Origin of the sequence: Pseudomonas sp. NFX71 (genome assembly GCF_048079215.1) — a bacterium.
Lineage (GTDB): Bacteria > Pseudomonadota > Gammaproteobacteria > Pseudomonadales > Pseudomonadaceae > Aquipseudomonas > Aquipseudomonas fluorescens_B.
Genome location: NZ_CP182230.1, coordinates 3,691,801 through 3,715,882 on the forward strand (window position 1 = coordinate 3,691,801; position 24,082 = coordinate 3,715,882).

The 24,082-nt window shown below is 60.4% G+C and carries 24 protein-coding genes; all 24 read left to right on the forward strand.

Features of this window, described 5'->3' with window-relative positions; translation table 11 throughout:
* Nucleotides 1-11: 11 nt before the first annotated feature.
* The 24 genes from fliF to ACM1ZW_RS17160 all read left to right on the forward strand — a co-directional run bounded on the left by fliF (nucleotide 12) and on the right by ACM1ZW_RS17160 (nucleotide 24,070).
* A complete protein-coding gene (fliF, locus tag ACM1ZW_RS17045; protein WP_017337180.1) occupies nucleotides 12-1,796 on the forward strand; it encodes a flagellar basal-body MS-ring/collar protein FliF in 1,785 nt (594 codons plus the stop codon).
* Nucleotides 1,789-2,808 (forward strand): flagellar motor switch protein FliG, encoded by a 1,020-nt coding sequence (gene fliG / locus ACM1ZW_RS17050; RefSeq protein WP_003184041.1) that lies wholly within the window; start codon nucleotides 1,789-1,791, stop codon nucleotides 2,806-2,808. The genes fliF and fliG overlap by 8 nt, the downstream gene beginning before the upstream one ends.
* 7 nt (nucleotides 2,809-2,815) lie before the next feature.
* Complete coding sequence (fliH, locus tag ACM1ZW_RS17055; protein ID WP_416738946.1) at nucleotides 2,816-3,616, forward strand: flagellar assembly protein FliH; 801 nt, start codon at nucleotides 2,816-2,818, stop codon at nucleotides 3,614-3,616.
* On the forward strand, nucleotides 3,606-4,964 hold the full coding sequence (gene fliI, locus ACM1ZW_RS17060) for a flagellar protein export ATPase FliI (protein WP_017337182.1): 1,359 nt from the start codon (nucleotides 3,606-3,608) through the stop codon (nucleotides 4,962-4,964). The genes fliH and fliI overlap by 11 nt, the downstream gene beginning before the upstream one ends.
* Nucleotides 4,965-4,970: 6 nt before the next feature.
* A complete protein-coding gene (gene fliJ, locus ACM1ZW_RS17065; RefSeq protein ID WP_017337183.1) occupies nucleotides 4,971-5,420 on the forward strand; it encodes a flagellar export protein FliJ in 450 nt (149 codons plus the stop codon).
* 145 nt (nucleotides 5,421-5,565) lie between these two features.
* Nucleotides 5,566-5,871, forward strand: coding sequence for an STAS domain-containing protein (locus ACM1ZW_RS17070; RefSeq protein WP_017337184.1), 306 nt, complete (start codon nucleotides 5,566-5,568; stop codon nucleotides 5,869-5,871).
* A 5-nt stretch (nucleotides 5,872-5,876) separates the two neighbouring features.
* Entirely contained in the window at nucleotides 5,877-7,583 is a 1,707-nt protein-coding gene (locus tag ACM1ZW_RS17075; protein ID WP_416738947.1) for a SpoIIE family protein phosphatase, read from the forward strand.
* 30 nt (nucleotides 7,584-7,613) lie between these two features.
* A complete protein-coding gene (locus ACM1ZW_RS17080) occupies nucleotides 7,614-7,985 on the forward strand; it encodes an Hpt domain-containing protein (RefSeq protein ID WP_416738948.1) in 372 nt (123 codons plus the stop codon).
* A gap of 81 nt (nucleotides 7,986-8,066) precedes the next feature.
* Nucleotides 8,067-9,419, forward strand: coding sequence for a flagellar hook-length control protein FliK (locus tag ACM1ZW_RS17085; protein WP_416738949.1), 1,353 nt, complete (start codon nucleotides 8,067-8,069; stop codon nucleotides 9,417-9,419).
* A gap of 207 nt (nucleotides 9,420-9,626) precedes the next feature.
* On the forward strand, nucleotides 9,627-10,127 hold the full coding sequence (gene fliL, locus ACM1ZW_RS17090; RefSeq protein ID WP_017337189.1) for a flagellar basal body-associated protein FliL: 501 nt from the start codon (nucleotides 9,627-9,629) through the stop codon (nucleotides 10,125-10,127).
* 9 nt (nucleotides 10,128-10,136) lie between these two features.
* On the forward strand, nucleotides 10,137-11,105 hold the full coding sequence (fliM, locus tag ACM1ZW_RS17095) for a flagellar motor switch protein FliM (RefSeq protein WP_008024584.1): 969 nt from the start codon (nucleotides 10,137-10,139) through the stop codon (nucleotides 11,103-11,105).
* A 68-nt stretch (nucleotides 11,106-11,173) separates the two neighbouring features.
* The gene (gene fliN / locus ACM1ZW_RS17100) at nucleotides 11,174-11,632 is read left to right on the forward strand and encodes a flagellar motor switch protein FliN (RefSeq protein WP_008151080.1); all 459 of its coding nucleotides are present in this window, start codon (nucleotides 11,174-11,176) and stop codon (nucleotides 11,630-11,632) included.
* A complete protein-coding gene (gene fliO, locus ACM1ZW_RS17105) occupies nucleotides 11,633-12,070 on the forward strand; it encodes a flagellar biosynthetic protein FliO (protein ID WP_416738950.1) in 438 nt (145 codons plus the stop codon).
* The gene (gene fliP, locus ACM1ZW_RS17110) at nucleotides 12,070-12,828 is read left to right on the forward strand and encodes a flagellar type III secretion system pore protein FliP (RefSeq protein WP_008039813.1); all 759 of its coding nucleotides are present in this window, start codon (nucleotides 12,070-12,072) and stop codon (nucleotides 12,826-12,828) included. Before fliO ends, fliP begins: the two co-directional genes overlap by 1 nt.
* Complete coding sequence (fliQ, locus tag ACM1ZW_RS17115) at nucleotides 12,825-13,094, forward strand: flagellar biosynthesis protein FliQ (RefSeq protein ID WP_008024593.1); 270 nt, start codon at nucleotides 12,825-12,827, stop codon at nucleotides 13,092-13,094. Before fliP ends, fliQ begins: the two co-directional genes overlap by 4 nt.
* A 3-nt stretch (nucleotides 13,095-13,097) precedes the next feature.
* Entirely contained in the window at nucleotides 13,098-13,880 is a 783-nt protein-coding gene (gene fliR / locus ACM1ZW_RS17120; RefSeq protein ID WP_017337191.1) for a flagellar biosynthetic protein FliR, read from the forward strand.
* 2 nt (nucleotides 13,881-13,882) lie between these two features.
* Nucleotides 13,883-15,022 carry a flagellar biosynthesis protein FlhB gene (gene flhB / locus ACM1ZW_RS17125; protein WP_017337192.1) on the forward strand — a complete coding sequence of 380 codons (1,140 nt, stop codon included), beginning with the start codon at nucleotides 13,883-13,885 and terminating at the stop codon, nucleotides 15,020-15,022.
* Nucleotides 15,023-15,264: 242 nt separating this feature from the next.
* Nucleotides 15,265-17,394, forward strand: coding sequence for a flagellar biosynthesis protein FlhA (flhA, locus tag ACM1ZW_RS17130; RefSeq protein WP_017337193.1), 2,130 nt, complete (start codon nucleotides 15,265-15,267; stop codon nucleotides 17,392-17,394).
* A gap of 11 nt (nucleotides 17,395-17,405) precedes the next feature.
* Nucleotides 17,406-18,734 carry a flagellar biosynthesis protein FlhF gene (gene flhF / locus ACM1ZW_RS17135; protein WP_017337194.1) on the forward strand — a complete coding sequence of 443 codons (1,329 nt, stop codon included), beginning with the start codon at nucleotides 17,406-17,408 and terminating at the stop codon, nucleotides 18,732-18,734.
* Nucleotides 18,735-18,850: 116 nt separating this feature from the next.
* Nucleotides 18,851-19,681, forward strand: coding sequence for a flagellar synthesis regulator FleN (gene fleN / locus ACM1ZW_RS17140; RefSeq protein ID WP_008001746.1), 831 nt, complete (start codon nucleotides 18,851-18,853; stop codon nucleotides 19,679-19,681).
* Nucleotides 19,678-20,418, forward strand: a complete 741-nt coding sequence (fliA, locus tag ACM1ZW_RS17145) for an RNA polymerase sigma factor FliA (protein ID WP_007894214.1) — start codon at nucleotides 19,678-19,680, stop codon at nucleotides 20,416-20,418. Before fleN ends, fliA begins: the two co-directional genes overlap by 4 nt.
* 167 nt (nucleotides 20,419-20,585) lie before the next feature.
* The gene (locus tag ACM1ZW_RS17150) at nucleotides 20,586-20,957 is read left to right on the forward strand and encodes a chemotaxis response regulator CheY (protein WP_003183998.1); all 372 of its coding nucleotides are present in this window, start codon (nucleotides 20,586-20,588) and stop codon (nucleotides 20,955-20,957) included.
* Between the two features lie 22 nt (nucleotides 20,958-20,979).
* Nucleotides 20,980-21,768, forward strand: a complete 789-nt coding sequence (locus ACM1ZW_RS17155) for a protein phosphatase CheZ (protein WP_017337195.1) — start codon at nucleotides 20,980-20,982, stop codon at nucleotides 21,766-21,768.
* A gap of 55 nt (nucleotides 21,769-21,823) precedes the next feature.
* The gene (locus tag ACM1ZW_RS17160; RefSeq protein ID WP_416738951.1) at nucleotides 21,824-24,070 is read left to right on the forward strand and encodes a chemotaxis protein CheA; all 2,247 of its coding nucleotides are present in this window, start codon (nucleotides 21,824-21,826) and stop codon (nucleotides 24,068-24,070) included.
* Nucleotides 24,071-24,082: the final 12 nt, after the last annotated feature.

A 24,082-nucleotide genomic window follows, 5' to 3' on the forward strand; every position in this document is an offset into this window, starting at 1 on the left:
GAGATTGAGTCATGGCAGAAGCAGTCGCCGATAATGTTCCGGCCAAGGCCACTCCGATAGACGGCAAACCGCCGCTGTTCGGCTTGTCCTTCCTGGAAAACCTCTCCGAGATGACCATGTTGCGTCAGGTGGGCCTGTTGGTCGGCCTGGCTGCGAGCGTGGCGATTGGCTTCGCCGTGGTGTTGTGGTCCCAGCAGCCGGACTACCGGCCTCTGTACGGCAGCCTTGCCGGTATGGACGCCAAGCAAGTCATGGATACCCTGGCGTCCGCTGACATTCCCTACACCGTAGAACCGAATTCCGGTGCCTTGCTGGTCAAGGCCGATGACTTGTCCCGTGCGCGACTCAAGCTCGCGGGCGCTGGTGTCACTCCCAGCGACGGCAACATCGGTTTCGAGATCCTCGACAAGGACCAGGGCCTCGGTACCAGCCAGTTCATGGAAGCGACCCGTTATCGTCGCGGCCTCGAGGGCGAACTGGCCCGGACCATTTCCAGCCTGAACAACGTCAAGGGTGCCCGCGTGCACCTGGCGATTCCGAAGAGTTCGGTGTTCGTTCGCGACGAGCGCAAACCAAGTGCTTCGGTTCTGGTTGAGCTGTATTCCGGCCGCTCACTGGAGCCGGGTCAGGTGCTGGCGATCATCAACCTGGTCGCGACCAGCGTGCCTGAACTCAGCAAGTCGCAGATCACCGTCGTCGATCAGAAGGGCAACCTGCTTTCGGATCAGGCGGAGAATTCCGAACTGACCATGGCCGGCAAGCAATTCGATTACAGCCGTCGCATGGAAAGCATGCTCACCCAGCGCGTGCACAACATCCTGCAACCGGTGCTGGGCAACGACCGCTATAAAGCCGAAGTCTCCGCCGACGTAGACTTCAGCGCCGTCGAGTCGACCTCCGAGCAGTTCAATCCGGACCAGCCGGCGCTGCGCAGCGAGCAGTCGGTCAACGAGCAACGTACCGCCAGCAATGGCCCGCAAGGTGTACCGGGGGCGCTGAGCAACCAGCCGCCATCACCTGCTTCGGCGCCGCAAACCACCGGTGGCGCCACCGCGCAGGCCGGCATGGTGCAGCCAGGCCAGCCACTGCTGGACGCCAATGGTCAGCAGATCATGGACCCGGCCACCGGCCAGCCGATGCTGGCGCCGTACCCGGCGGACAAGCGTCAACAATCCACCAAGAACTTTGAACTCGACCGTTCCATCAGCCACACCAAGCAACAACAAGGGCGTTTGAATCGCCTGTCGGTGTCGGTAGTGGTGGACGATCAGGTCAAGATCAACGCAGCCAACGGTGAAACCACCCGCGCACCGTGGAGCGCCGATGAGCTCGCACGCTTCACCCGTCTGGTGCAGGACGCCGTCGGCTTCGACGCCAGTCGTGGCGACAGCGTCAGTGTGATCAATATGCCGTTCTCCGCCGAGCGCGGTGAAGTGATTGCCGATATTCCGTTCTACTCCCAGCCATGGTTCTGGGACATCGTCAAACAAGTGCTGGGTGTATTGTTCATCCTGATACTGGTGTTCGGTGTGCTGCGTCCGGTGCTCAACAACATCACCAATGGCGGCAAAGGCAAGCAACTGGGCCTGGGCAGCGACGTAGAGCTCGGTGGCATGGGCGGCCTGGACGGCGAACTGGCCAACGACCGCGTCAGCCTCGGTGGCCCGACCAGCATCCTGCTGCCGAGCCCGAGCGAAGGCTATGATGCACAGTTGAACGCAATCAAGAGTCTGGTGGCAGAAGACCCGGGTCGTGTGGCCCAGGTCGTGAAAGAGTGGATTAACGCAGATGAGTGATAACCGAGCCGCTGTCGCCAAACTGTCCCGGGTTGATAAAGCCGCGATTCTGCTGCTGTCCCTGGGGTCTACCGATGCCGCGCAAGTGCTGCGCCACATGGGGCCCAAAGAGGTCCAGCGTGTGGGTGTGGCCATGGCGCAGATGGGGAACGTGCACCGCGAGCAAGTCGAACAGGTGATGAGCGAGTTCGTCGACATCGTCGGCGACCAGACCAGCCTGGGCGTCGGCTCCGACGACTACGTGCGTAAAATGCTGACCCAGGCCCTGGGCGAAGACAAGGCCAACGGCCTGATCGACCGGATCCTGCTGGGCGGCAACACCAGTGGGCTCGACAGCCTGAAGTGGATGGAGCCGCGCGCCGTCGCCGACGTGATCCGTTACGAGCACCCACAGATCCAGGCGATCGTCGTGGCGTATCTCGACCCGGACCAGGCCGGCGAAGTGCTGGGCAACTTCGACCACAAGGTACGACTGGACATCATTCTGCGGGTTTCCTCGCTGAACACTGTGCAGCCAGCGGCCCTGAAAGAACTCAACCAGATTCTCGAGAAGCAGTTCTCCGGCAACTCGAATGCCTCGCGCACCACCCTGGGTGGCATCAAGCGTGCGGCCGACATCATGAACTTCCTCGACAGCTCGATCGAAGGCCAGTTGATGGACTCGATCCGCGAAGTCGACGAAGACCTGTCCGGTCAGATCGAAGACCTCATGTTCGTGTTCAACAACCTGTCCGATGTCGACGACCGCGGAATTCAGGCGTTGCTGCGCGAAGTGTCCTCCGATGTGCTGGTTCTTGCCCTCAAGGGCTCGGACGAAGGCGTCAAGGAAAAGATCTTCAAGAACATGTCCAAACGGGCGGCCGAACTGTTGCGCGACGACCTCGAGGCCAAAGGCCCGGTGCGCGTCAGCGACGTGGAAACTGCGCAGAAAGAAATCCTCACCATTGCTCGCCGTATGGCCGAAGCCGGAGAAATCGTTCTCGGCGGGAAGGGCGGCGAAGAGATGATCTAAGGTCACTATGTCGTCCAAACATGATGAGTCCCAGACCGACCTGATCCGTGCCAAGGACGTCGGTGGTTTCGATGTCTGGTCGCTGCCCAGTTTCGACCCGCATGTCCCGGAGCCCGAGCCTGAACCTGAGCCCGAGCCGCCGGAAATGGAAGAAGTGCCGCTGGACGAAGTTCAGCCACTGACCCTCGAAGAACTCGAAAGCATCCGTCAGGAGGCCTACAACGAAGGCTTCGCGACGGGCGAGAAAGAAGGATTTCACAGCACCACGCTCAAGGTTCGTCAGGAAGCCGAGGCCGTGCTGGCGCCGAAAGTCGCAGCACTTGAGCAACTGATGGCCAACCTGTTCGAGCCTATCGCCGAGCAGGACACGCAAATCGAAAAATCCTTGGTCGACCTCGTGCAGCACATCACCAAACAGGTGATTCAGCGCGAACTGGCCATCGATTCGACGCAGATCGAACACGTCATGCGCGACGCCCTCAAGCTGTTGCCGCTGGGCGTGGGCAATGTGCGGCTGTACATCAATCCGCAGGATTTCGAACAGGTCAAAGCCCTGCGCGAGCGCCATGAAGAAACCTGGCGCATCGTCGAGGACGAAGCGTTGTTGCCTGGCGGTTGCCGGGTCGAGACTGAGCACAGTCGCATCGACGCCACGGTCGAAACCCGGATCGCCAGGGTCATGGACAAGCTGTTCGATCAGTTGCACGAACAGGCCTTGCACCCGGCCGCGCCGGATCTGAGCCTGGAGCTGCCGATCGACGACAAGCCTGCCGTCGAAGTCGAACCGGAAGAACCCGATGCGCCTTGACCGCACCAGCTTCGCCAAGCGCCTGGGCGGTTACACCGAGGCCACGGAGCTGGCCGGCGCGCCGATCCTTGAAGGCCGTTTGCTGCGGATGGTCGGCTTGACCCTCGAAGCCGAAGGTTTGCGCGCGGCCATGGGCAGTCGCTGCATGGTGATCAACGACGACAGTTACCATCCGGTGCAGGTCGAAGCTGAAGTCATGGGGTTCTCCGGCAGCAAAGTCTTCCTGATGCCGGTCGGCAGCGTTGCCGGCATCGCGCCCGGCGCCCGTGTGGTGCCTATGGCTGACACCGGTCGCTTGCCAATGGGCATGAGCATGCTCGGGCGGGTGCTGGATGGCGCCGGTCGGGCGCTGGACGGCAAGGGCGGGATGAAGGCTGAAGACTGGGTGCCGATGGACGGCCCGACCATCAACCCGCTCAAGCGTCACCCGATCAGCGAGCCGCTGGACGTAGGCATTCGTTCAATCAATGGTTTGTTGACGGTCGGGCGTGGGCAGCGGCTCGGGCTGTTCGCCGGTACCGGCGTCGGCAAGAGTGTGCTGCTGGGCATGATGACCCGCTTCACCGAGGCCGACATTATCGTCGTCGGGCTGATCGGTGAGCGCGGTCGCGAAGTTAAAGAGTTCATCGAGCACATCCTCGGTGAAGAAGGCCTCAAGCGTTCGGTGGTCGTGGCGTCTCCGGCGGATGATGCGCCCCTGATGCGCCTGCGCGCCGCGATGTATTGCACGCGGATTGCCGAATATTTCCGTGACAAGGGCAAGAACGTCCTGTTGCTCATGGACTCCCTGACCCGTTTCGCCCAGGCCCAGCGGGAAATTGCCCTGGCCATCGGCGAACCGCCCGCAACCAAGGGTTACCCGCCATCGGTGTTCGCCAAATTGCCGAAACTGGTGGAGCGGGCCGGTAACGCGGAGAAGGGTGGCGGTTCGATCACGGCGTTCTACACCGTGCTGTCTGAAGGTGATGACCAGCAGGATCCGATCGCCGACGCGGCGCGGGGTGTACTCGACGGGCACATCGTCCTGTCCCGGCGTCTGGCCGAGGAGGGGCATTACCCGGCCATCGATATCGAAGCGTCCATCAGCCGGGTCATGCCGTCGGTGGTGTCGCCGGAACACATGGCCCGCGCCCAGTATTTCAAACAATTATGGTCGCGCTATCAACAGAGTCGTGACCTGATCAGCGTGGGCGCCTACGTCGCCGGCGGAGACCGGGAAACCGACCTGGCGATTTCCCTGCAGCCGCAGCTGGTCAAATACCTGCGTCAAGGACTTAACGACAACATCAGCCTGGGCGAAAGCGAATCCTACCTCGGTTCGATCTTCGCGCCCGCGGCTGGCGGCTAATCGATCATGGCCCAGAGTCGGGCGGGGCGGCTGGCGCCGGTGGTCGAAATGGCCGAGAAGGCCGAGAAAACCGCCGTACAGCGTTTGGGCCATTTTCAGGGGCAGGTTCGCCTGGCTGAAAGCAAGCTCGCCGACCTTGAGGCCTTTCGTCTCGACTACCAGGAACAGTGGATCATTCGCGGCAGCAGCGGCGTTTCGGGCCAATGGTTGCTGGGCTATCAGGGCTTTCTTGCGCAACTGGGCGTCGCCATCGATCAGCAGCGGCAAAGCCTGGCGTGGCATCAGAATAATTTGAACAAGGCGCGGGACACCTGGCAGCAGGCGTTTGCCCGGGTTGAAGGCTTGCGCAAGCTGGTTCAGCGCTATGCGGATGAGGCGCGGCAGCTGGAAGACAAGCGCGAGCAGAAACTGCTGGATGAGTTGTCCCAGCGGTTACCGCGGCAGGATCCGTATTGAATCAGTGGGACCGCGTTATCGTTCTTCGCGCGGCTTGCCCGCGAAGGGGGCCTTCAATATTCCACAACTTTCCAGCCTTGCCCCTATCCCCGCCAAGTGCTAAACCTTGTACACGTACGTTCGCCAATGACAAGGAAGCCGTTCAATGTCAGTCGTTACAGAAGTATCTCCGGATGGACAAAAGCTGACGATATCGGTCAAGGGACGATTCGATTTCGCCAAGCATCAGGAATTTCGTGAATCTTACGAAAACCTTCAGCCAAAACCCGAGTCCTTTGAAGTGAACCTGAAGGACGCCACCTACCTCGACAGTTCAGCGCTTGGCATGTTGTTGCTGCTGCGTGATCACGCCGGTGGCGAGCACGCCGAGATCAGGCTGACCCACGCCAACGCCGATGTGCGCAAGATTCTCGCCATCTCCAACTTCGAACAGATCTTCGACGTGGCGTGAAGGCCATGCAGCCGTTGTTCGAACCGCTGACGATCCTGATCGCTGAAGACAGCGCGGCTGACCGCATGCTGCTGTCGAGCATTGTCCGCCGCCAAGGCCATGAAGTGCTGACGGCCGCCAATGGCGCCGAAGCGGTCGAAGCGTTTCGCCAACAACGCCCGCAACTGGTGTTGATGGACGCCATGATGCCGGTGATGGACGGTTTTGAGGCGGCGCGGCAGATCAAGGCGCTGGCCGGGGAAACCCTGGTGCCGATCATCTTCCTGACCTCGCTGACCGAAAGCGAGGCGCTGGCCCGCTGTCTTGAGGCTGGCGGCGACGACTTTCTGGCAAAGCCCTACAACCAGGTGATTCTCGCCGCCAAAATCAAGGCGATGGACCGTTTGCGGCGGTTGCAGGCCACTGTGCTGAAGCAGCGTGATCAGATTGCCAGGCATCACGACTATCTGCTCAACGAGCAGCGTGTGGCCAAGGCCGTCTTTGATAAGGTCGCCCATTCCGGCTGCCTGAATGCCCCCAATATCCGTTACCTGCAATCGCCCTATGCGCTGTTCAACGGCGACCTGTTGCTGGCGGCATTCACCCCGGCCGGCGACATGCATGTGCTGCTCGGCGATTTCACCGGCCATGGCTTGCCAGCCGCCGTCGGGGCCATGCCGCTGGCTGAGGTCTTCTACGGCATGACCGCCAAGGGCTACGGCCTGTCGGAAACGTTGCGCGAGATGAACGCCAAGCTCAAGCGCATCCTGCCGGTGGACATGTTCTGTTGCGCAACATTGCTGTGCCTGAGTTTCCAGCGGCGTTCGGTGGAAGTCTGGAACGGTGGGATGCCGGACGGTTATCTGCACAGCATCGCCAGCGGTGAGCGCACGCCGCTGAAGGCCCGGCATTTGCCGCTTGGCGTGCTGAGTCCGCAGACCTTCGATGACCGCACCGAAGTGTTTCCGATGGCTGTCGGCGATCGGGTCTTCCTGTTGTCCGATGGCGTCATCGACACCTGCGACGCCAATGAGCAGCTGTTTGGCGTCGAGCGATTGCAACAGGTGTTTGCGGCCAACCGTCAGCCCGACCGGCTTTTCGAAGAGATCGAGCAGGCGTTGCGGGATTTTCGCGGTGAGGCCCGCGACGATGTCAGCATGGTCGAAGTCAGCCTGCTCGAAGCCGCGCAGCTGATTCCACCCGCCCTGGTCTATTCCGACAGTGGTCAGTCCTGCCCGCTGGACTGGTCGGTGAGTTTCGAGTTCCGTGCCGCGACCCTGAAGCGCTTCAATCCGCTGCCGTATCTTTTGCAATTGCTGTTGGAGGTCCATGGTTTGCGCGCGCAGAGCGGGGCGCTCTACAGTGTGCTGGCGGAGCTGTATTCCAATGCGCTGGAGCACGGCGTGCTGGGTCTGGATTCGAGCCTCAAGCGCGACGCTTCGGGTTTTACCCTCTATTATCAGCAGCGCAATGCACGTCTGGATGAGTTGCAGGACGGCTATGTGCGGGTGCATTTGCAGGTCGCACCAAAGGATGACGGCGGTTGCCTGGCGATTCGGGTCGAAGACAGTGGCAAGGGTTTTGATGTCGCGCGAGTGATGGCGCGCCCCGTTGATGGCATCCGTCTGTCGGGACGTGGTATCAGTCTTATCCGCCAGTTGGGCCGCAACGCCAGCTGGTCCGACGAAGGTCGAAGTGCCCGCGTGGAATTTTTCTGGGAGGCTCTGGCATAATCCGCGCATTCTTGATCAAGGAGTGAGCAAGTGGCTGCCACACATCTGGACCGCGACGTACTGAGTGCGTTGCAAGCTGTCATGGAGGAGGAGTATCCGACGTTGCTGGATACTTTTCTCGCCGATTCCGAAGAACGGTTGAGTCTGTTGCACGAGGCTGGGGCGGATGCCAAGTCGCTGGAAGAGGCCGCACACAGTTTCAAGGGCAGTTGCAGCAACATGGGTGCCCTGCGCCTCGCCGAGCTCTGCAATGAGCTCGAGCAGCGAAGCAAGAAGAGGTCTTTGGAAGGCATCGAGAAACTGGTCGGAGAAATCGACGGCGAATTCGCTATTATCCGTCCCCTCTACGAAGCAGAGCGCCAGCGCTTTCTCACTGACAATGCGACCGTCCGGCGCTTTTAGCGCCGCTTGAGCAAAACTGGCTCAACCCTTGCACGTATCACCGCAACTGTACCTACGATCCCAGTGCAGCGGAGACCGTTCATGCCCGTTACCCCCAATATTCTTCTCCAGGCCGCCGCGCAGGCCAAGACTCAAGCCGCCTCCGCCAATACACCGGCGCTGTCCGCTGAGCCCGGGGACAAGGCGTCCAGCTTCGCTCAGGTTTACGCCACTCAGGCCCAGAACAAACCCTCTGCGGCCTCTGATGGATCGGCGAAGCCGGTGCGCGATAAAACCCCGGACAGCCCCGTAAAAACGGACGTCGGCAACGACAAGTCTGCCGCTCCGGAACCGACGGTTGCCGATAGCGGCAAATCCTTGCCCGCCGATAAACCGGCGCCGAGCGACGACAAGGCCGCCAACGAGGATGTCGCCGATACGCCAGTGGTCGACGCTGCACCGGCCGATCCAGCGCTTGATCCTTCATTGCTGCCAGAGTTGCAACCCGTTGTGGCGGCGCCAGTTGCGGAGTCGGCACCTGTTGTCGCCACTGAGCAACCCAAAGTGGAAATACCTGTCACGCCAACGGTGACGACGGCGCAGACACCTGTGGCAGCGGCGGATAGCGATTTCGATCCCGAGGCCGACCCTCTCGATGCTCTCCCCGCTGTGCGCATGGCCATGGAGCAGGGCGGTCATATTTCGGCTGCCAGCCAGGCACAGCCCAAGGCAGCGCCGACGCCGGCCCAGACCCAGGCCGATGGCGAGCCTACCTCGGCGCAGAACTTTGCCGCCGGTATGGCTGGCATGCTCGATGTGCAGGCTGACAAGGACAGTACCAGCCAGGGGGGCGAAAAAGCTTTCAGTGGGTTGATCGATGATGGCCTCAAGGATTTGAAGTCTGCCACCAGCGATACCCGCGTCGATGATTTCGCCAATCGTCTGGCTGCACTGACCCAGGCTGCCACGCCGAAAACAGCCAATGCCATACCGGTGAATCAGCCGATTGCCATGCATCAGAGCGGCTGGACCGAAGAAGTGGTGAACCGGGTCATGTACCTGTCCAGTGCCAACCTCAAGGCGGCCGATATCCAGTTGCAGCCTGCCGAACTGGGTCGCCTCGATATTCGGGTGAACATGGTGCCGGACCAGCAGACCCAGGTGACCTTCATGAGTGCGCACCCAAGCGTTCGCGAAGCGCTGGATGGCCAGATGCATCGCTTGCGAGACATGTTCGCGCAACAGGGCATGGGTCAGGTAGACGTCAACGTCTCCGACCAGTCCCGTGGCTCTCAGCAAGGTCAGGACCAGGCGCAACAAAGCCAGAGCGGACGCACCAACGCCAGCGGCGGTCGTCTCGACGGCATGGATGAAGAGCTCGCGCCGACCGTTGCCGACGTGGCGGCCAGTGCGACCAGCGTCATCGGCTCCAGCGCGGTCGACTACTACGCCTGATAAAGCGCGGTGCCTCTCAAAAGATCGCAGCCTTCGTCAGCTCCTGCAGGGTATATACCTTCAAAATGCAGGAGCTGCGAAGGCTGCGATCTTTTGATTTTGGCTGCTGGCTGCCGCAGTCCACATACCCTCCGACACTTCTGGCATAACACTTGCTCTTGCCTTGCCGTGCGACTGTGAAAACCCGAATAGTGACGGATTATTGGCATGGCGAAGAGCGAAGCAGCAGTAAAAGACCCCGCAACCAAAGGCAAATTCAAGCTGATCATTGTGATCGTGGTGGCCCTGCTGCTGGCGATCGGCTTGTCCGTGGGGGCGACCTGGTTCTTCATGCACAGCGCCCAGAGCAAGCCTGCCGCCGCGGCTGAAGTCGCCCCGGTCGGCAAGCAGCCAGCGGTTTTCGAGCCCATGGCGCCGGCCTTCGTTGCCAACTACAACCAGAACGGCCGTCAGCGTTACATGCAGGTGAGCATCACCATGCAGGGGCGCAACCAGGCCGATCTGGAAGCGCTGAAAGTCCACATGCCGGTGATCCGCAATAACCTGGTCATGCTGTTCTCCGGACAGGATTTCGCGACGCTGGCGTCGCCGGTCGGTCAGGAAATGTTGCGTCAGAAGGCGACGGCCAGCGTCCAGGAAGTGGCGCAGAAAGAGCTCGGCAAAGTGGTCATCGAACAGTTGCTTTTCACTAATTTCGTACTGCAGTAGGAACACGACATGGCCGTGCAGGACCTGCTGTCCCAGGATGAAATCGATGCGCTGTTGCATGGCGTCGATGATGGTCTGGTACAGACCGATACCGCTGCCGAGCCCGGCAGCGTCAAAAGCTACGACCTGACCAGTCAGGACCGCATCGTCCGTGGACGCATGCCGACCCTGGAAATGATCAACGAGCGTTTTGCCCGCTACACCCGCATCAGCATGTTCAACATGCTGCGCCGCTCGGCGGACGTTGCCGTCGGTGGTGTGCAGGTGATGAAGTTCGGTGAATACGTGCACTCGCTGTACGTGCCGACCAGCCTCAACCTGGTCAAGATCAAACCGCTGCGCGGCACCGCACTGTTCATCCTCGACGCCAAGCTGGTGTTCAAGCTGGTGGACAACTTCTTCGGCGGTGACGGACGTCACGCGAAGATCGAGGGGCGTGAGTTCACCCCCACCGAACTGCGGGTGGTGCGCATGGTGCTGGAGCAGGCCTTCGTCGATCTGAAGGAAGCCTGGCAGGCGATCATGGAAGTGAACTTCGAGTACATCAACTCGGAAGTGAACCCGGCCATGGCCAACATCGTCGGCCCAAGCGAAGCCATTGTGGTGTCGACCTTCCACATCGAACTCGATGGTGGTGGCGGTGACCTGCACGTGACCATGCCGTACTCGATGATCGAGCCGGTGCGCGAAATGCTCGACGCCGGCTTCCAGTCGGACCTCGACGATCAGGACGAGCGCTGGGTCAATGCCCTGCGCCAGGACGTGCTGGACGTTGACGTGCCGATCGGGGCCACGGTTGCCCGTCGCCAGTTGCGCCTGCGCGACATTCTGCACATGCAGCCGGGGGACATCATCCCGGTCGAGATGCCGGAAGAAATGATCATGCGCGCCAATGGCGTGCCTGCGTTCAAGGTCAAGATGGGCTCGCACAAAGGCAACCTCGCGTTGCAAGTGATCGAGCCGATCGAGCGCCGTTAAGCGGCGCTGCTCCCATTCGCTATTAACTGACGGCACCCCGTTCAAGGGGTGCCCGCCGAGGACACATGATGGCTAACGACATGAATACCCAGGACGACCAGGCGCTGGCCGATGAATGGGCTGCGGCCCTGGAAGAAACCGGCGACGCCGGGCAGGACGATATCGATGCCTTGCTGGCCGCCGACGCCGCCAGTTCGCCGTCCAACCGTCTGCCGATGGAAGAGTTCGGCAGCGTGCCGAAAAACAACGATCCGGTCACGCTGGATGGTCCGAACCTGGATGTGATCCTCGACATCCCGGTGTCGATTTCCATGGAAGTGGGCAGCACCGACATCAACATCCGCAACCTGCTGCAGCTCAACCAGGGTTCGGTGATCGAGCTTGATCGCCTGGCCGGCGAGCCGCTGGATGTGCTGGTCAACGGCACGCTCATCGCTCACGGTGAAGTGGTGGTGGTCAACGAGAAGTTCGGCATCCGCCTGACCGACGTGATCAGCCCAAGCGAACGAATCAAGAAGCTGCGCTAAGTGAAAAAGGTTCTGGGGTTAGTGCTGGCCTTGCCGTTCAGTGTCCTGGCGGCCGAGCCCGTGGCGACTGTTGCCGCGGCACCTGCTGTCAGCAGTGGTGTGGCGGGACAATTGACGCAGCTGGTGCTTGGTTTGCTGCTGGTGCTGGGGTTGATCTTCTTCCTCGCCTGGCTGTTGCGCCGGGTCCAGCAGGCCGGGCCGGCCGGCAAGGGGCAGGTGATCGAACTGATCGGCTCCCGCGCCCTGGGCCCGCGTGACCGTTTGATGCTGGTGCAGGTTGGCAACGAGCAGATTCTGCTCGGCTTGAGCCCCGGCACCATCACTGCCTTGCATGTGCTCAAGGAGCCGGTGCAGGTGCCGGTTACCGAGAAAGCGACCCCGGAGTTTGCCCAGCGCCTGATGGAGCTGTTGGGCAAGGATCAGAAGGATAAGAAGTAATGGGTGCGCTACGCATCATCTTGACGCTGGCCCTGATGCTGGCCGCGCCGCTGGCCTTCGCCGCCGATCCGTTGTCGATCCCGGCGATCACCCTGGGCACCAATGCCCAGGGCGCCCAGGAATACTCGGTCAGCCTGCAGATCCTGCTGATCATGACCGCGCTGAGTTTCATTCCGGCGTTCGTCATGCTGATGACCAGTTTCACCCGGATCATCATCGTCTTCTCGATCCTGCGTCAGGCCCTGGGCCTGCAACAGACGCCGTCGAACCAGATTCTCACCGGCATGGCGTTGTTCCTGACGCTGTTCATCATGGCGCCGGTGTTCGACCGGGTTAACCAGGATGCCTTGCAGCCCTATCTGGCGGAAAAACTCACCGCGCAAGATGCCGTGGCCAAGGCCCAGGTGCCGATCAAGGACTTCATGCTGGCCCAGACGCGCAGTAGCGATCTTGAGCTGTTCATGCGTCTGTCCAAGCGCACCGACATCGCTACGCCGGATCAGGCGCCACTGACCATCCTGGTGCCGGCCTTCGTCACTTCCGAATTGAAAACCGCGTTCCAGATCGGGTTCATGATCTTCATTCCCTTCCTGATCATCGACCTGGTCGTGGCCAGTGTGCTGATGGCGATGGGTATGATGATGCTCTCGCCACTGATCATTTCCCTGCCGTTCAAGATCATGCTGTTCGTGCTGGTGGATGGTTGGGCATTGATCATCGGTACGTTGGCCAGCAGCTTCGGCGGTGTCTCTCCATGACGCCGGAAGTTGCGGTAGACATCTTTCGTGAAGCGCTCTGGCTGACCACCATGATGGTTGCCGTGCTGGTGATTCCGAGTTTGCTGGTGGGTCTGTTGGTGGCCATGTTCCAGGCTGCCACTCAGATCAACGAACAGACCCTGAGCTTCCTGCCGCGCCTGCTGGTGATGCTGGTCACGCTGATCGTCGCCGGCCCGTGGCTGGTGCAGACCTTCATGGAATACATTCTGCAGTTGTACGGCAATATTCCTCGGGTCATCGGCTAAGCCATGTCACTGCTGCAGCTGACCGACACCCAGATCAGTACCTGGGTCGCTTCGTTCATATTGCCGTTGTTTCGCATCGGCGCCGTCCTGATGACCATGCCGATTTTTGGCACGACCCTGGTGCCGACCCGTGTGCGATTGTATTTCGCGCTGGCAATCACAGTGGTTGTCGTGCCGGGCCTGCCACCGATGCCGCAGGTTCATGCGCTGGATCTGAGCGCACTGCTGCTGATCGCCGAACAGATCATAATCGGCGCATTGATGGGGCTCTCGCTCCAGCTGTTTTTTCAGGCGTTTGTCGTCGCCGGGCAGATCATTTCGATTCAGATGGGCATGGGGTTCGCCTCGATGGTCGACCCCACCAACGGTGTGTCGGCGGCAGTCATCGGGCAGTTCCTGACGATGCTCGTGACCCTGCTGTTTCTCGGCATGAATGGGCATCTGGTGGTGTTCGAAGTGCTGACGGAGAGTTTCACCACGATGCCCGTCGGCAGCGCCATGCTGATCAATCACTTCTGGGAACTGGCCAACAAGCTGGGTTGGGTGCTGGGGGCAGCGATGCTGCTGGTCATGCCGGCGATCACGGCGTTGTTGGTGGTTAACATTGCCTTCGGCGTGATGACTCGGGCGGCGCCGCAGTTGAACATTTTCTCCATCGGTTTTCCCCTGACCCTGGTGCTGGGGCTGGTGATTTTCTGGGTCGGTCTCGGCGACATTCTCAATCAGTATCAGCCCTTGGCCACCGAGGCCCTGCAGCTGTTACGTGACATGGCACAGGCGCGCTAGCCATGGCCGAGAGCGAGAGCGGTCAGGACAAAACAGAAGACCCCACGGAGAAGCGCAAAAAGGACTCCCGGGACAAGGGCGAGATCGCCCGCTCCAAAGAGCTCAATACCCTGGCAACCATGATGGCCGGTGCCGGGGGATTGTTGATCTATGGCGGCGGTCTGGCTCTGGATCTGCTGGAAATCATGCGCCTGAACTTTTCCCTGCCGCGGGAGGTGTTGCTGGATCCCGGGCAGATGGGGGAGTACCTGCTGCATTCAGGAAAGATTGCCCTTCTGGCGGTCCAGCCGATATTGCTGTTGCTGCTGCTGGCGGCTTTTCTGGGGCCGATTTCCCTGGGTGGCTGGCTGTTTGCCGGCAAGAGCCTTGCACCCAAATTCAGCCGGATGAACCCGGCGGCGGGGCTCAAGCGGATGTTCTCCAGTACGGCCGTGATCGAGCTGCTCAAGGCGCTGGCTAAATTTCTGCTGATCCTGTTTGTGGCTTTGTCCGTCCTGCGCTCTGACATCGATGACTTGCTGCGTATTGCCCATGAGCCGCTGGAACAGGCAATCATTCATAGCGTTCAGCTAGTGGGTTGGAGCACGTTGTGGATGGCGTGTGGGCTGATTCTGATCGCGGCGGTGGATGTTCCGGTGCAGCTTTACCAGAGCCACAAGAAACTGCTGATGACCAAGCAGGAAGTGCGCGATGAGCACAAGGATCAGGAGGGGAAGCCGGAGGTCAAGCAGCGGATTCGCCAGTTGCAGCGCGAGATGTCCCAGCGGCGGATGATGGCCGCGATTCCCGAGGCCGACGTGGTCATTACCAACCCGACGCACTACGCCGTGGCCCTCAAGTACGATGCGGAAAAAGGTGCTGCACCGGTACTGCTGGCCAAGGGTAGTGACTTCCTGGCGTTGAAAATCCGCGAGATCGCCGTGGCCAATGAGGTGTTGCTGCTGGAATCGCCGGCCCTGGCGCGTTCGATCTACTACTCCACGGAGCTGGAGCAGGAAATTCCAGGTGGGTTGTATCTGGCGGTCGCCCAGGTATTGGCCTACGTCTATCAGATCCGCCAGCACCGCGCTGGCAAGGGCAAGCGTCCTGAACCGCTCAAGGATGATTTGCCGATTCCGCCGGATCTGCGGCGCGATTCCTGATTACCTGCACTGACAGTGATGGCCCCATCGCGGGCAAGCCACGCTCCCACAGGTTCTGTGTTCAGCCCCGGTCTCTGTGGGAGCCGGGCTTGCCCGCGATGAGGCCGGTCCAGGCATCACCCATTCCGCTCAATAAACCCCTCTGTTCCAACCCTCGGCAAAAGTTGGAAGGCTTCTTGCAGTAGCCGCTCTGCGCCTGCTTCGGGCGTCAAAAGTTTGCTTTAAAGGAACGGGGAAAACCGGTGGATCGCTCTCAGTTTATCAACAATGCCCGCACAAACGTCGCCGACCTGAGTCGGGGCAATCTGGGCGTGCCGTTGTTGCTGCTGGTCATGCTGGCCATGATGATGCTGCCCGTGCCGCCGTTCCTGCTGGACGTGTTCTTCACGTTCAACATTGCGCTGTCGATTGTCGTGTTGCTGGTCTGCGTCTACGCCCTGCGGCCGCTGGATTTCGCGGTGTTCCCGACCATTCTGCTGGTGGCAACGCTGTTGCGGCTGGCGCTGAACGTGGCCTCCACGCGGGTGGTGATGCTCCACGGTCAGGACGGTCATGCCGCCGCCGGCAAGGTGATCCAGGCGTTCGGTGAGGTGGTGATCGGCGGTAACTACGTGGTTGGTATCGTGGTCTTCGCGATTTTGATGATCATCAACTTCGTCGTGGTGACCAAGGGTGCCGGGCGGATTTCCGAGGTGAGCGCGCGTTTCACCCTCGATGCGATGCCCGGCAAACAGATGGCGATCGACGCCGATTTGAACGCCGGTCTGATCGATCAAAACCAGGCCAAACTGCGTCGGATGGAAGTGGCCCAGGAAGCCGAGTTCTACGGTTCCATGGACGGTGCCAGCAAGTTCGTGCGCGGTGATGCCATTGCCGGTTTGCTGATTCTGTTCATCAACCTGATCGGCGGTATGGCCGTCGGTATTTTCCAGCACGGCATGACCTTCGGTGATGCTGGCAAGGTTTACGCGCTGTTGACCATCGGTGACGGTTTGGTGGCGCAATTGCCATCACTGTTGTTATCGACAGCCGCCGCGATCATGGTGACCCGTGCTTCCGGTTCGGAAGACATGGGCAAGCAGATCAATCGCCAGATGTTCGCCTCGCCCAAGGCGCTGGCCGTGGCGGCGGGTTTGATGGCGGTCATGGGCCTGGTGCCCGGCATGCCGCACTTCTCTTTTCTGAGCATGGCGGCCCTCGCGGCCGGCGGCGCGTACCTTTTCTGGAAGAAGCAGAACACCGTCAAGGTTCAGGCCTTGCAAGAGGTCAAGCGTCAGCAGGAGCTGCTGCCATCGCCGGCCCGCGCTCAGGAAACCAAAGAGCTTGGCTGGGACGATGTGACGCCGATCGACATGATTGGCCTGGAAGTCGGCTATCGCCTGATCCCGCTGGTGGACCGCAATCAGGGGGGGCAGTTGCTGGCGCGTATCAAGGGCGTGCGCAAGAAGCTGTCACAGGACCTGGGTTTCCTGATGCCGACTGTGCATATCCGTGACAACCTCGACCTCGCACCAAGTGCCTATCGACTGACCCTGATGGGGGTGATCCTGGCCGAAGCGGAGATCTATCCGGATCGGGAACTGGCGATCAACCCGGGCCAGGTCTACGGTTCGCTCAACGGCATCACCGCCAAAGATCCGGCTTTCGGGCTGGAGGCGGTCTGGATCGAAGTCAGTCAGCGTGCGCAGGCACAATCCCTCGGTTACACCGTGGTAGATGCCAGTACGGTAGTGGCAACCCACTTGAACCAGATTTTGTACAAGCACTCCAGTGAGCTGATCGGCCACGAAGAAGTGCAACAACTCATGCAATTGCTGGCCAAAAGCTCGCCTAAACTGGCCGAGGAGCTGGTGCCGGGCGTGGTGTCGTTGTCGCAGCTGCTCAAGGTGCTCCAGGCGTTGCTGGCCGAACAGGTGCCCGTACGGGACATTCGCAGCATCGCCGAGGCGATCGCGAACAATGCGGCCAAGAGTCAAGATACTGCCGCGCTGGTGGCTGCCGTACGCGTCGGCGTATCCCGTGCAATCGTCCAAAGCATTGTGGGGACTGAGTCGGAGCTGCCAGTTATCACTCTTGAGCCAAGGTTGGAACAAATATTGCTCAATAGTCTTCAGAAGGCAGGACAAGGCTCGGAAGAGGGCGTTCTGCTGGAGCCAAGCATGGCTGAAAAACTGCAACGCTCGTTGATCGAAGCGGCGCAGCGTCAGGAAATGCAAGGTCAGCCGGTGATTCTGCTGGTGGCCGGTCCGGTTCGCGCGATGCTGTCGCGATTTGGCCGGTTGGCAGTCCCGGGTTTGCATGTGTTGGCTTACCAGGAAATCCCTGACAACAAGCAAGTGACCATCGTTGCGACAGTAGGGCCCAACGGCTGAGGTAGTGGTTTATGCAAGTTAAGCGTTTTTTCGCCGCCGATATGCGTCAGGCCATGAAACTGGTTCGTGATGAGCTGGGCGCTGATGCCGCCATCATTGGCAACCGCCGGATCGCCGGTGGTGTCGAGTTGACGGCTGCCCTTGATTACAAACTGTCGGCGCTGGCTCCGCGTGTTCCGAACATGGAACTCGAGGACGAGCTGCGCAAGACCCAGTCGCGGATCGTGACCGCCCAGGCCGAACTGAGCCTGCGTAGCGAGGGCGAGAGCGACAAGTCCACCAATCGCCAGTTGTTCGCCGGCCTGCCACTCACCGCCGCCGAACCGCTGATCGAACCGACCTACACTGAACCCCGCCGTGCAGCCCCGGCCCCTGCGCCAGCCTCCGGCGGTGTCGATCCGCGGGCTTTCGATTCGATGCGTTTCGAACTCAACAGCCTGCGCGAACTGATGGAAGTACAACTTGGCTCCCTGGCCTGGAATCAGCTGCAAGGCAGCCGTCCGGCCCAGGCCAACCTGTGGCGTCGCCTGCAGCGCATCGGTTTGTCCGGTCCGTTGTCCCGCGATCTGCTGGAACTGATCACCGGCATTGACGAACCTCGTCAGGCCTGGCGCATGTTGCTGGCGCACCTGGCACGGATGATTGCCACGCCGGAAGTCGAGCCACTGGAAGAGGGCGGCGTGATTGCCATGGTTGGCCCTGCCGGCATGGGCAAGACCACCACGCTGGCCAAGCTCGCGGCCCGTTACGTGCTCAAGTACGGCGCGCAGAACATCGCGCTGGTGAGCATGGACAGCTACCGTATCGGCGCTCAGGAACAACTGAAGACTTTGGGTCGGATCCTCAACGTGTCGGTCACCCACATCGACCCGGGCCAGTCCCTGGTGCAGGCGCTGGACCCGTTGCTGCGCAAACGTGTAGTGCTGATCGATACCGCGGGTCTTCAGGCCAGCGATCCGGCACTGCGCATGCAGCTCGAAAGCCTGGCCGGTCGTGGCATCAAATCAAAAAATTATCTGGTTCTGGCAACCACCAGCCAGAAACAGGTTCTAACCGCCGCTTATCACAGTTACAAGCGCTGCGGGCTGGCTGGCTGCATCCTGACTAAACTGGATGAAACAGCAAGCCTGGGTGAGGTGTTGAGCCTGGCAATCAGTCATGAGTTGCCGGTGGCTTACCTGACCGATGGACCGCGGATTCCGGATGATTTGCATCTGCCGCGTCGTCATCAGCTGGTGAGCCGCGCCGTCAGCGTGCAAATGCAGGAAGAACCCAGCGAAGAAGCCATGGCTGACATGTTCGCTGATATTTACCACAGTCCGACCAAGCAGGTTGGCTGAGGTATTAATGAACAGTTTTTGTACCTACATCGATGGTCTGCCATGCATTGTTCCGTTTGTGAACGCGCAGCCAGTAATGTGGCCTCCGTCTATGCAAGACAAGGTAAAGAAATAACATGGGCAGCATGCATCCCGTACAGGTGATCGCGGTGACCGGCGGCAAAGGTGGCGTCGGGAAGACTAACGTGTCAGTGAACTTGTCCCTGGCTCTAGCTGAGCTCGGCCGGCGCGTCATGCTGCTGGACGCCGATCTGGGGCTGGCGAACGTTGACGTCCTGCTGGGACTGACACCCAAACGTACCCTGGCTGACGTAATCGAAGGCCGCTGTGAGCTGCGCGACGTGTTGTTGCAGGGGCCCGGCGGTATCCGCATCGTCCCGGCGGCGTCCGGCACGCAGAGCATGGTGCATCTGAGCCCGGCGCAACATGCCGGCCTGATCCAGGCGTTCAGCGATATCGGCGACAACCTCGACGTCCTGGTGATAGACACCGCTGCAGGTATTGGTGACTCGGTAGTCAGTTTCGTTCGCGCCGCGCAGGAAGTCTTGCTGGTGGTCTGCGACGAGCCGACCTCGATCACCGACGCCTACGCGCTGATCAAGCTGCTGAACCGCGACTACGGCATGAACCGCTTCCGCGTCCTGGCCAACATGGCCCAGAGCCCGCAGGAAGGTCGCAACCTGTTCGCCAAGTTGACCAAGGTCACGGATCGCTTCCTTGACGTCGCCTTACAATACGTCGGTGCGGTGCCGTACGACGAAAGCGTGCGCAAGGCCGTTCAGAAGCAGCGCGCGGTTTATGAAGCTTTCCCGCGTTCCAAGTGCTCCCTGGCCTTCAAGGCCATCGCACAAAAGGTCGATACCTGGCCGCTGCCTGCCAACCCGCGCGGACACCTGGAGTTTTTCGTCGAGCGCCTCGTGCAACAAACGGCAGGACCCGTGCTATGACAGCCAGCGGTTACAACCTTTACAAGAAATCGGCACGTGACGCGCAGTACGAGCTGATCGAGCGTTACGCGCCACTGGTCAAACGCATTGCCTATCACTTGCTGGCGCGATTGCCGGCCAGTGTCCAGGTCGAAGACCTGATCCAGGCCGGCATGATCGGTCTGCTTGAAGTGTCGACCAAATACGACGCCAGCAAAGGCGCGAGTTTCGAGACGTACGCGGGCATTCGAATCCGCGGCGCGATGCTCGATGAAGTCCGCAAGGGGGACTGGGCGCCACGCTCGGTCCACCGCAATACCCGCATGGTCAGCGACGCAATTCGCTCGATTGAAGCTAAAACCGGCCGTGACGCTAAAGATCACGAAGTTGCGGCCGAACTCCAATTGAGTCTCGACGATTACTACGGGATTTTGAACGACACCCTGGGCAGCCGGTTATTCAGTTTCGACGATCTTTTGCAGGACGGCGAACACGAAGGGCTGCACGAGGATGGCGCGAGTGCTCATCTCGAGCCGTCACGCGATCTGGAAGATGAACGCTTCCAGGCGGCGCTGGCGGACGCGATTGCCAATTTGCCGGAGCGTGAGCGACTGGTGTTGGCGCTGTACTACGACGAAGAGTTGAATCTCAAGGAAATCGGTGAGGTCCTGGGGGTCAGCGAATCTCGGGTCAGCCAGTTACACAGCCAGTGCGCGGCCCGTTTGCGGGGGCGTTTGGGGGAGTGGCGAGCGCGCTGAAGGCAGTGTGGGGACACTGCGAACGTGGCTGGTGTGGTGTTGAACTGCGCCGGTCTCGATCTGTTGTGCTCCAGACAGTCATTGAGTGCTTTGCCGGATTGATTGAAATGGCGCGTCCAGGTGCTGGGCGCGTTTAAGACTGCTTGGAGGTCGAATTGGACAAGAACATGAAAATCCTCATCGTTGATGACTTCTCAACGATGCGGCGGATCATAAAAAACCTGTTGCGTGACCTTGGGTTCACCAACACGGTGGAGGCTGACGATGGCACTACTGCCATTCCGGTTCTCAACAGCGGGAGCATCGACTTTCTGGTAACGGACTGGAACATGCCTGGCATGACCGGCATCGATCTGCTGCGCCACGTGCGCGCCGATGAAAAGCTCAAGCACCTGCCGGTGCTGATGGTGACCGCTGAAGCCAAGCGCGAGCAGATCATCGAAGCGGCCCAGGCTGGTGTTAACGGCTATGTGGTCAAACCCTTCACGGCCCAGGCGTTAAAAGAAAAAATCGAGAAGATTTTCGAACGCATCGGTTGAGAAACTGCGCCACGGGGGAGCTATGGACCACAACGAATCTTCACAGGGCGATTTTGAATCGACCCTGAAAAAACACGCGGTCGAATTGGTCGAAAGCCTTGAAAAAGGCAGGTTCGGCGACGCTGTGCAACTGATCCATGAGCTCAATCAGACCCGTGACCGCGGCCTGTATCAGGAAGTGGGCAAGCTCACCCGCGAGCTGCACAGCGCGATCGTCAATTTCCAGATTGACCCGCACATGCCGCAAGCCGAGGAAGTGTCGCAGATCACGGATGCCACTGAGCGCTTGGGCTACGTGGTGAAGCTGACCGAGGCTGCCGCCAACCGCACCATGGATCTGGTCGAAAACTCCACACCGCTGGTCAACAGCCTGAGCGATGAAGCTCAGGCGCTGAGCACGGATTGGGGGCGGTTCATGCGTCGCGAAGTCGGGGCCGAGGAGTTCCGCGAACTGGCTCGGCGTGTCGACGGTTTCCTGACACGCAGCAGCGCGGACAATCGCGCAGTGTCGAGCAACCTCAACGACATTCTGCTCGCTCAGGATTACCAGGACCTCACAGGTCAAGTGATCAAGCGTGTGACCCAATTGGTCACCGAAGTTGAAAGCAACCTGCTCAAGCTCGTGCTTATGGCCAGTCAGGTGGACCGCTTTGCGGGCATCGAACATGACCGTGAAGCGATGCTTGCTGAAAAAGATCCGCAAAAACATCTCTCTCAGGGTGAAGGTCCGCAGATTCATGCCGATAAAAGAGAAGACGTTGTGTCCGGTCAGGACGATGTGGACGATTTGCTATCCAGCCTGGGATTTTAGAAATTTAGAATTTTAGGTTTTTTAGGTTTTTAGACCTGTTAGGAGCACCCCCTTAATGAGCTTCGGCGCCGATGAAGAGATCCTTCAGGATTTCCTGGTTGAGGCCGGCGAGATTCTAGAGCAACTGTCCGAACAGCTGGTCGAGCTTGAAAGCCGACCGGATGATGCGGACTTGCTCAATGCAATTTTTCGCGGTTTTCACACTGTAAAAGGGGGCGCCGGCTTCCTCCAGCTCAACGAGCTGGTGGAGTGCTGTCACATCGCCGAGAACGTGTTCGACATCCTGCGCAAGGGTGAACGTCGCGTCGACTCGGAATTGATGGACGTGGTACTCGAAGCGCTGGACGCGGTGAACAGCATGTTCAGCGAAGTCCGCGAACGCAGCCCGATCACGGCTGCCACGCCTGAATTGCTCGCGGCCCTGGCCCGTCTGGCCGAGCCGCAAACCGCCGATGAAGCCGCACCTGTGGCTCAAGTGGTGGAAGAACCGGCTGCCGAAGCCGAATCAGGCGACATCACCGATAACGAATTCGAACAACTGCTGGACTCGCTGAACGCCGTCAAGGCTCAGGCCGAGGCGCCGGTGGCGGCTGCGCAGCCTGCCGCGGACGCAGCAGCCAGCGACGAAATCACCGATGCAGAATTCGAGTCGTTGCTCGATCAATTGCACGGCAAGGGCCAGTTCGCCGTCGACGCGGTGGCGGCACCTGCAGCCCCCGCCGCACCGGCTGCCCCGAAAGCGGCAGGCGACAGTTCCGACATCACCGACGACGAGTTCGAAGCACTGCTCGATCAACTGCACGGCAAGGGCAACTTTGCCGTCGACGCGCTGGAGTCGGCCATTGCTTCGGCCCCGGCCGCCGCGGTGCCTACCGCTAAAGCGGCCGGCAGCGATCTGATCTCGGACCACGAGTTCGAATCGCTGCTCGACGAATTGCACGGTAAAGGCAAGTTCACCGAAGTCGGTACCGGTTCTGCCGCTTCTTCGGTAGCCGCGCCTGTCGCCAAAGCCCCGGCACCTGTCGCCAAGGCGCCCGAGCCAAAAGCCGAAGCATCGAAGCCTGCTGCCGCTGCTGCACCGGCCCCAGCCCGTGCGCCGTCCGCGCCGCCGGCGGAAAAACCGGCCAGCGAAGCCGAGACCACCGTGCGGGTCGACACCGCGCGCCTCGACGAAATCATGAACATGGTGGGCGAGTTGGTACTGGTGCGTAACCGCCTGGTTCGCCTGGGTGCCAACAGCGCCGATGAAGCCATGTCCAAAGCCGTGTCGAACCTCGACGTGGTCACAGCTGACTTGCAAACCGCGGTCATGAAGACCCGGATGCAACCGATCAAGAAAGTCTTCGGGCGCTTCCCGCGTCTGGTTCGCGACCTGGCTCGCCAGCTCAAGAAAGAGATCAACCTGGAGCTGGTCGGCGAAGAAACCGACCTCGACAAGAACCTTGTCGAGGCACTGGCCGACCCGCTGGTCCACTTGGTGCGCAACTCGGTCGACCACGGTATCGAAGAGCCGGCTGACCGCGAAGCGATGGGCAAGCCGCGTAGCGGCAAAGTGATCCTGTCCGCTGAACAGGAAGGCGACCACATCCTGCTGTCCATCTCCGATGACGGCAAGGGCATGGACGCCGACGTGTTGCGCGGCATCGCGGTGAAGAAAGGCTTGATGGACAAGGATGCGGCGGACCGCCTGAGCGAGTCCGACTGCTTCAACCTGATCTTCGCGCCGGGTTTCTCGACCAAAACCGAGATCTCCGACGTGTCGGGCCGTGGCGTGGGCATGGACGTGGTGAAAACCAAGATCGCCCAGCTCAACGGCACCATCAACATCTACTCGACCAAGGGCAAAGGCTCGAAGATCGTCATCAAGGTGCCGTTGACCCTGGCGATCATGCCAACGCTGATGGTCATGCTCGGCAACCAGGCGTTTGCGTTCCCGCTGGTGAACGTCAACGAGATCTTCCACCTCGACCTGTCGCGCACCAACGTGGTGGACGGCCAGGAAGTGGTGATCGTGCGGGACAAGGCGTTGCCACTGTTCTACCTCAAGCGCTGGCTGGTCAGCTCCGCCGCTCACGAAGAGCAGCGCGAAGGCCATGTGGTGATCCTTTCGGTGGGCACCCAGCGGATCGGCTTCGTCGTCGATCAACTGGTCGGCCAGGAAGAAGTGGTCATCAAGCCATTGGGCAAAATGCTCCAGGGAACTCCGGGCATGTCCGGCGCCACCATCACCGGTGACGGCCGCATTGCGCTGATTCTCGATGTTCCGAGCATGCTCAAGCGTTACGCCGCACGGCGTATTTGATTCTGGGGGAGC

Coding starts and splice junctions, on each gene's coding strand:
- fliF (WP_017337180.1), top strand. CDS start 12: ATGGCAGAAGCAGTCGCCGATAATGTTCCGGCCAAGGCCACTCCGATA.
- fliG (WP_003184041.1), top strand. CDS start 1,789: ATGAGTGATAACCGAGCCGCTGTCGCCAAACTGTCCCGGGTTGATAAA.
- fliH (WP_416738946.1), top strand. CDS start 2,816: ATGTCGTCCAAACATGATGAGTCCCAGACCGACCTGATCCGTGCCAAG.
- fliI (WP_017337182.1), top strand. CDS start 3,606: ATGCGCCTTGACCGCACCAGCTTCGCCAAGCGCCTGGGCGGTTACACC.
- fliJ (WP_017337183.1), top strand. CDS start 4,971: ATGGCCCAGAGTCGGGCGGGGCGGCTGGCGCCGGTGGTCGAAATGGCC.
- ACM1ZW_RS17070 (WP_017337184.1), top strand. CDS start 5,566: ATGTCAGTCGTTACAGAAGTATCTCCGGATGGACAAAAGCTGACGATA.
- ACM1ZW_RS17075 (WP_416738947.1), top strand. CDS start 5,877: ATGCAGCCGTTGTTCGAACCGCTGACGATCCTGATCGCTGAAGACAGC.
- ACM1ZW_RS17085 (WP_416738949.1), top strand. CDS start 8,067: ATGCCCGTTACCCCCAATATTCTTCTCCAGGCCGCCGCGCAGGCCAAG.
- fliL (WP_017337189.1), top strand. CDS start 9,627: ATGGCGAAGAGCGAAGCAGCAGTAAAAGACCCCGCAACCAAAGGCAAA.
- fliM (WP_008024584.1), top strand. CDS start 10,137: ATGGCCGTGCAGGACCTGCTGTCCCAGGATGAAATCGATGCGCTGTTG.
- fliN (WP_008151080.1), top strand. CDS start 11,174: ATGGCTAACGACATGAATACCCAGGACGACCAGGCGCTGGCCGATGAA.
- fliP (WP_008039813.1), top strand. CDS start 12,070: ATGGGTGCGCTACGCATCATCTTGACGCTGGCCCTGATGCTGGCCGCG.
- fliQ (WP_008024593.1), top strand. CDS start 12,825: ATGACGCCGGAAGTTGCGGTAGACATCTTTCGTGAAGCGCTCTGGCTG.
- fliR (WP_017337191.1), top strand. CDS start 13,098: ATGTCACTGCTGCAGCTGACCGACACCCAGATCAGTACCTGGGTCGCT.
- flhB (WP_017337192.1), top strand. CDS start 13,883: ATGGCCGAGAGCGAGAGCGGTCAGGACAAAACAGAAGACCCCACGGAG.
- flhF (WP_017337194.1), top strand. CDS start 17,406: ATGCAAGTTAAGCGTTTTTTCGCCGCCGATATGCGTCAGGCCATGAAA.
- fleN (WP_008001746.1), top strand. CDS start 18,851: ATGGGCAGCATGCATCCCGTACAGGTGATCGCGGTGACCGGCGGCAAA.
- fliA (WP_007894214.1), top strand. CDS start 19,678: ATGACAGCCAGCGGTTACAACCTTTACAAGAAATCGGCACGTGACGCG.
- ACM1ZW_RS17150 (WP_003183998.1), top strand. CDS start 20,586: ATGAAAATCCTCATCGTTGATGACTTCTCAACGATGCGGCGGATCATA.
- ACM1ZW_RS17155 (WP_017337195.1), top strand. CDS start 20,980: ATGGACCACAACGAATCTTCACAGGGCGATTTTGAATCGACCCTGAAA.
- ACM1ZW_RS17160 (WP_416738951.1), top strand. CDS start 21,824: ATGAGCTTCGGCGCCGATGAAGAGATCCTTCAGGATTTCCTGGTTGAG.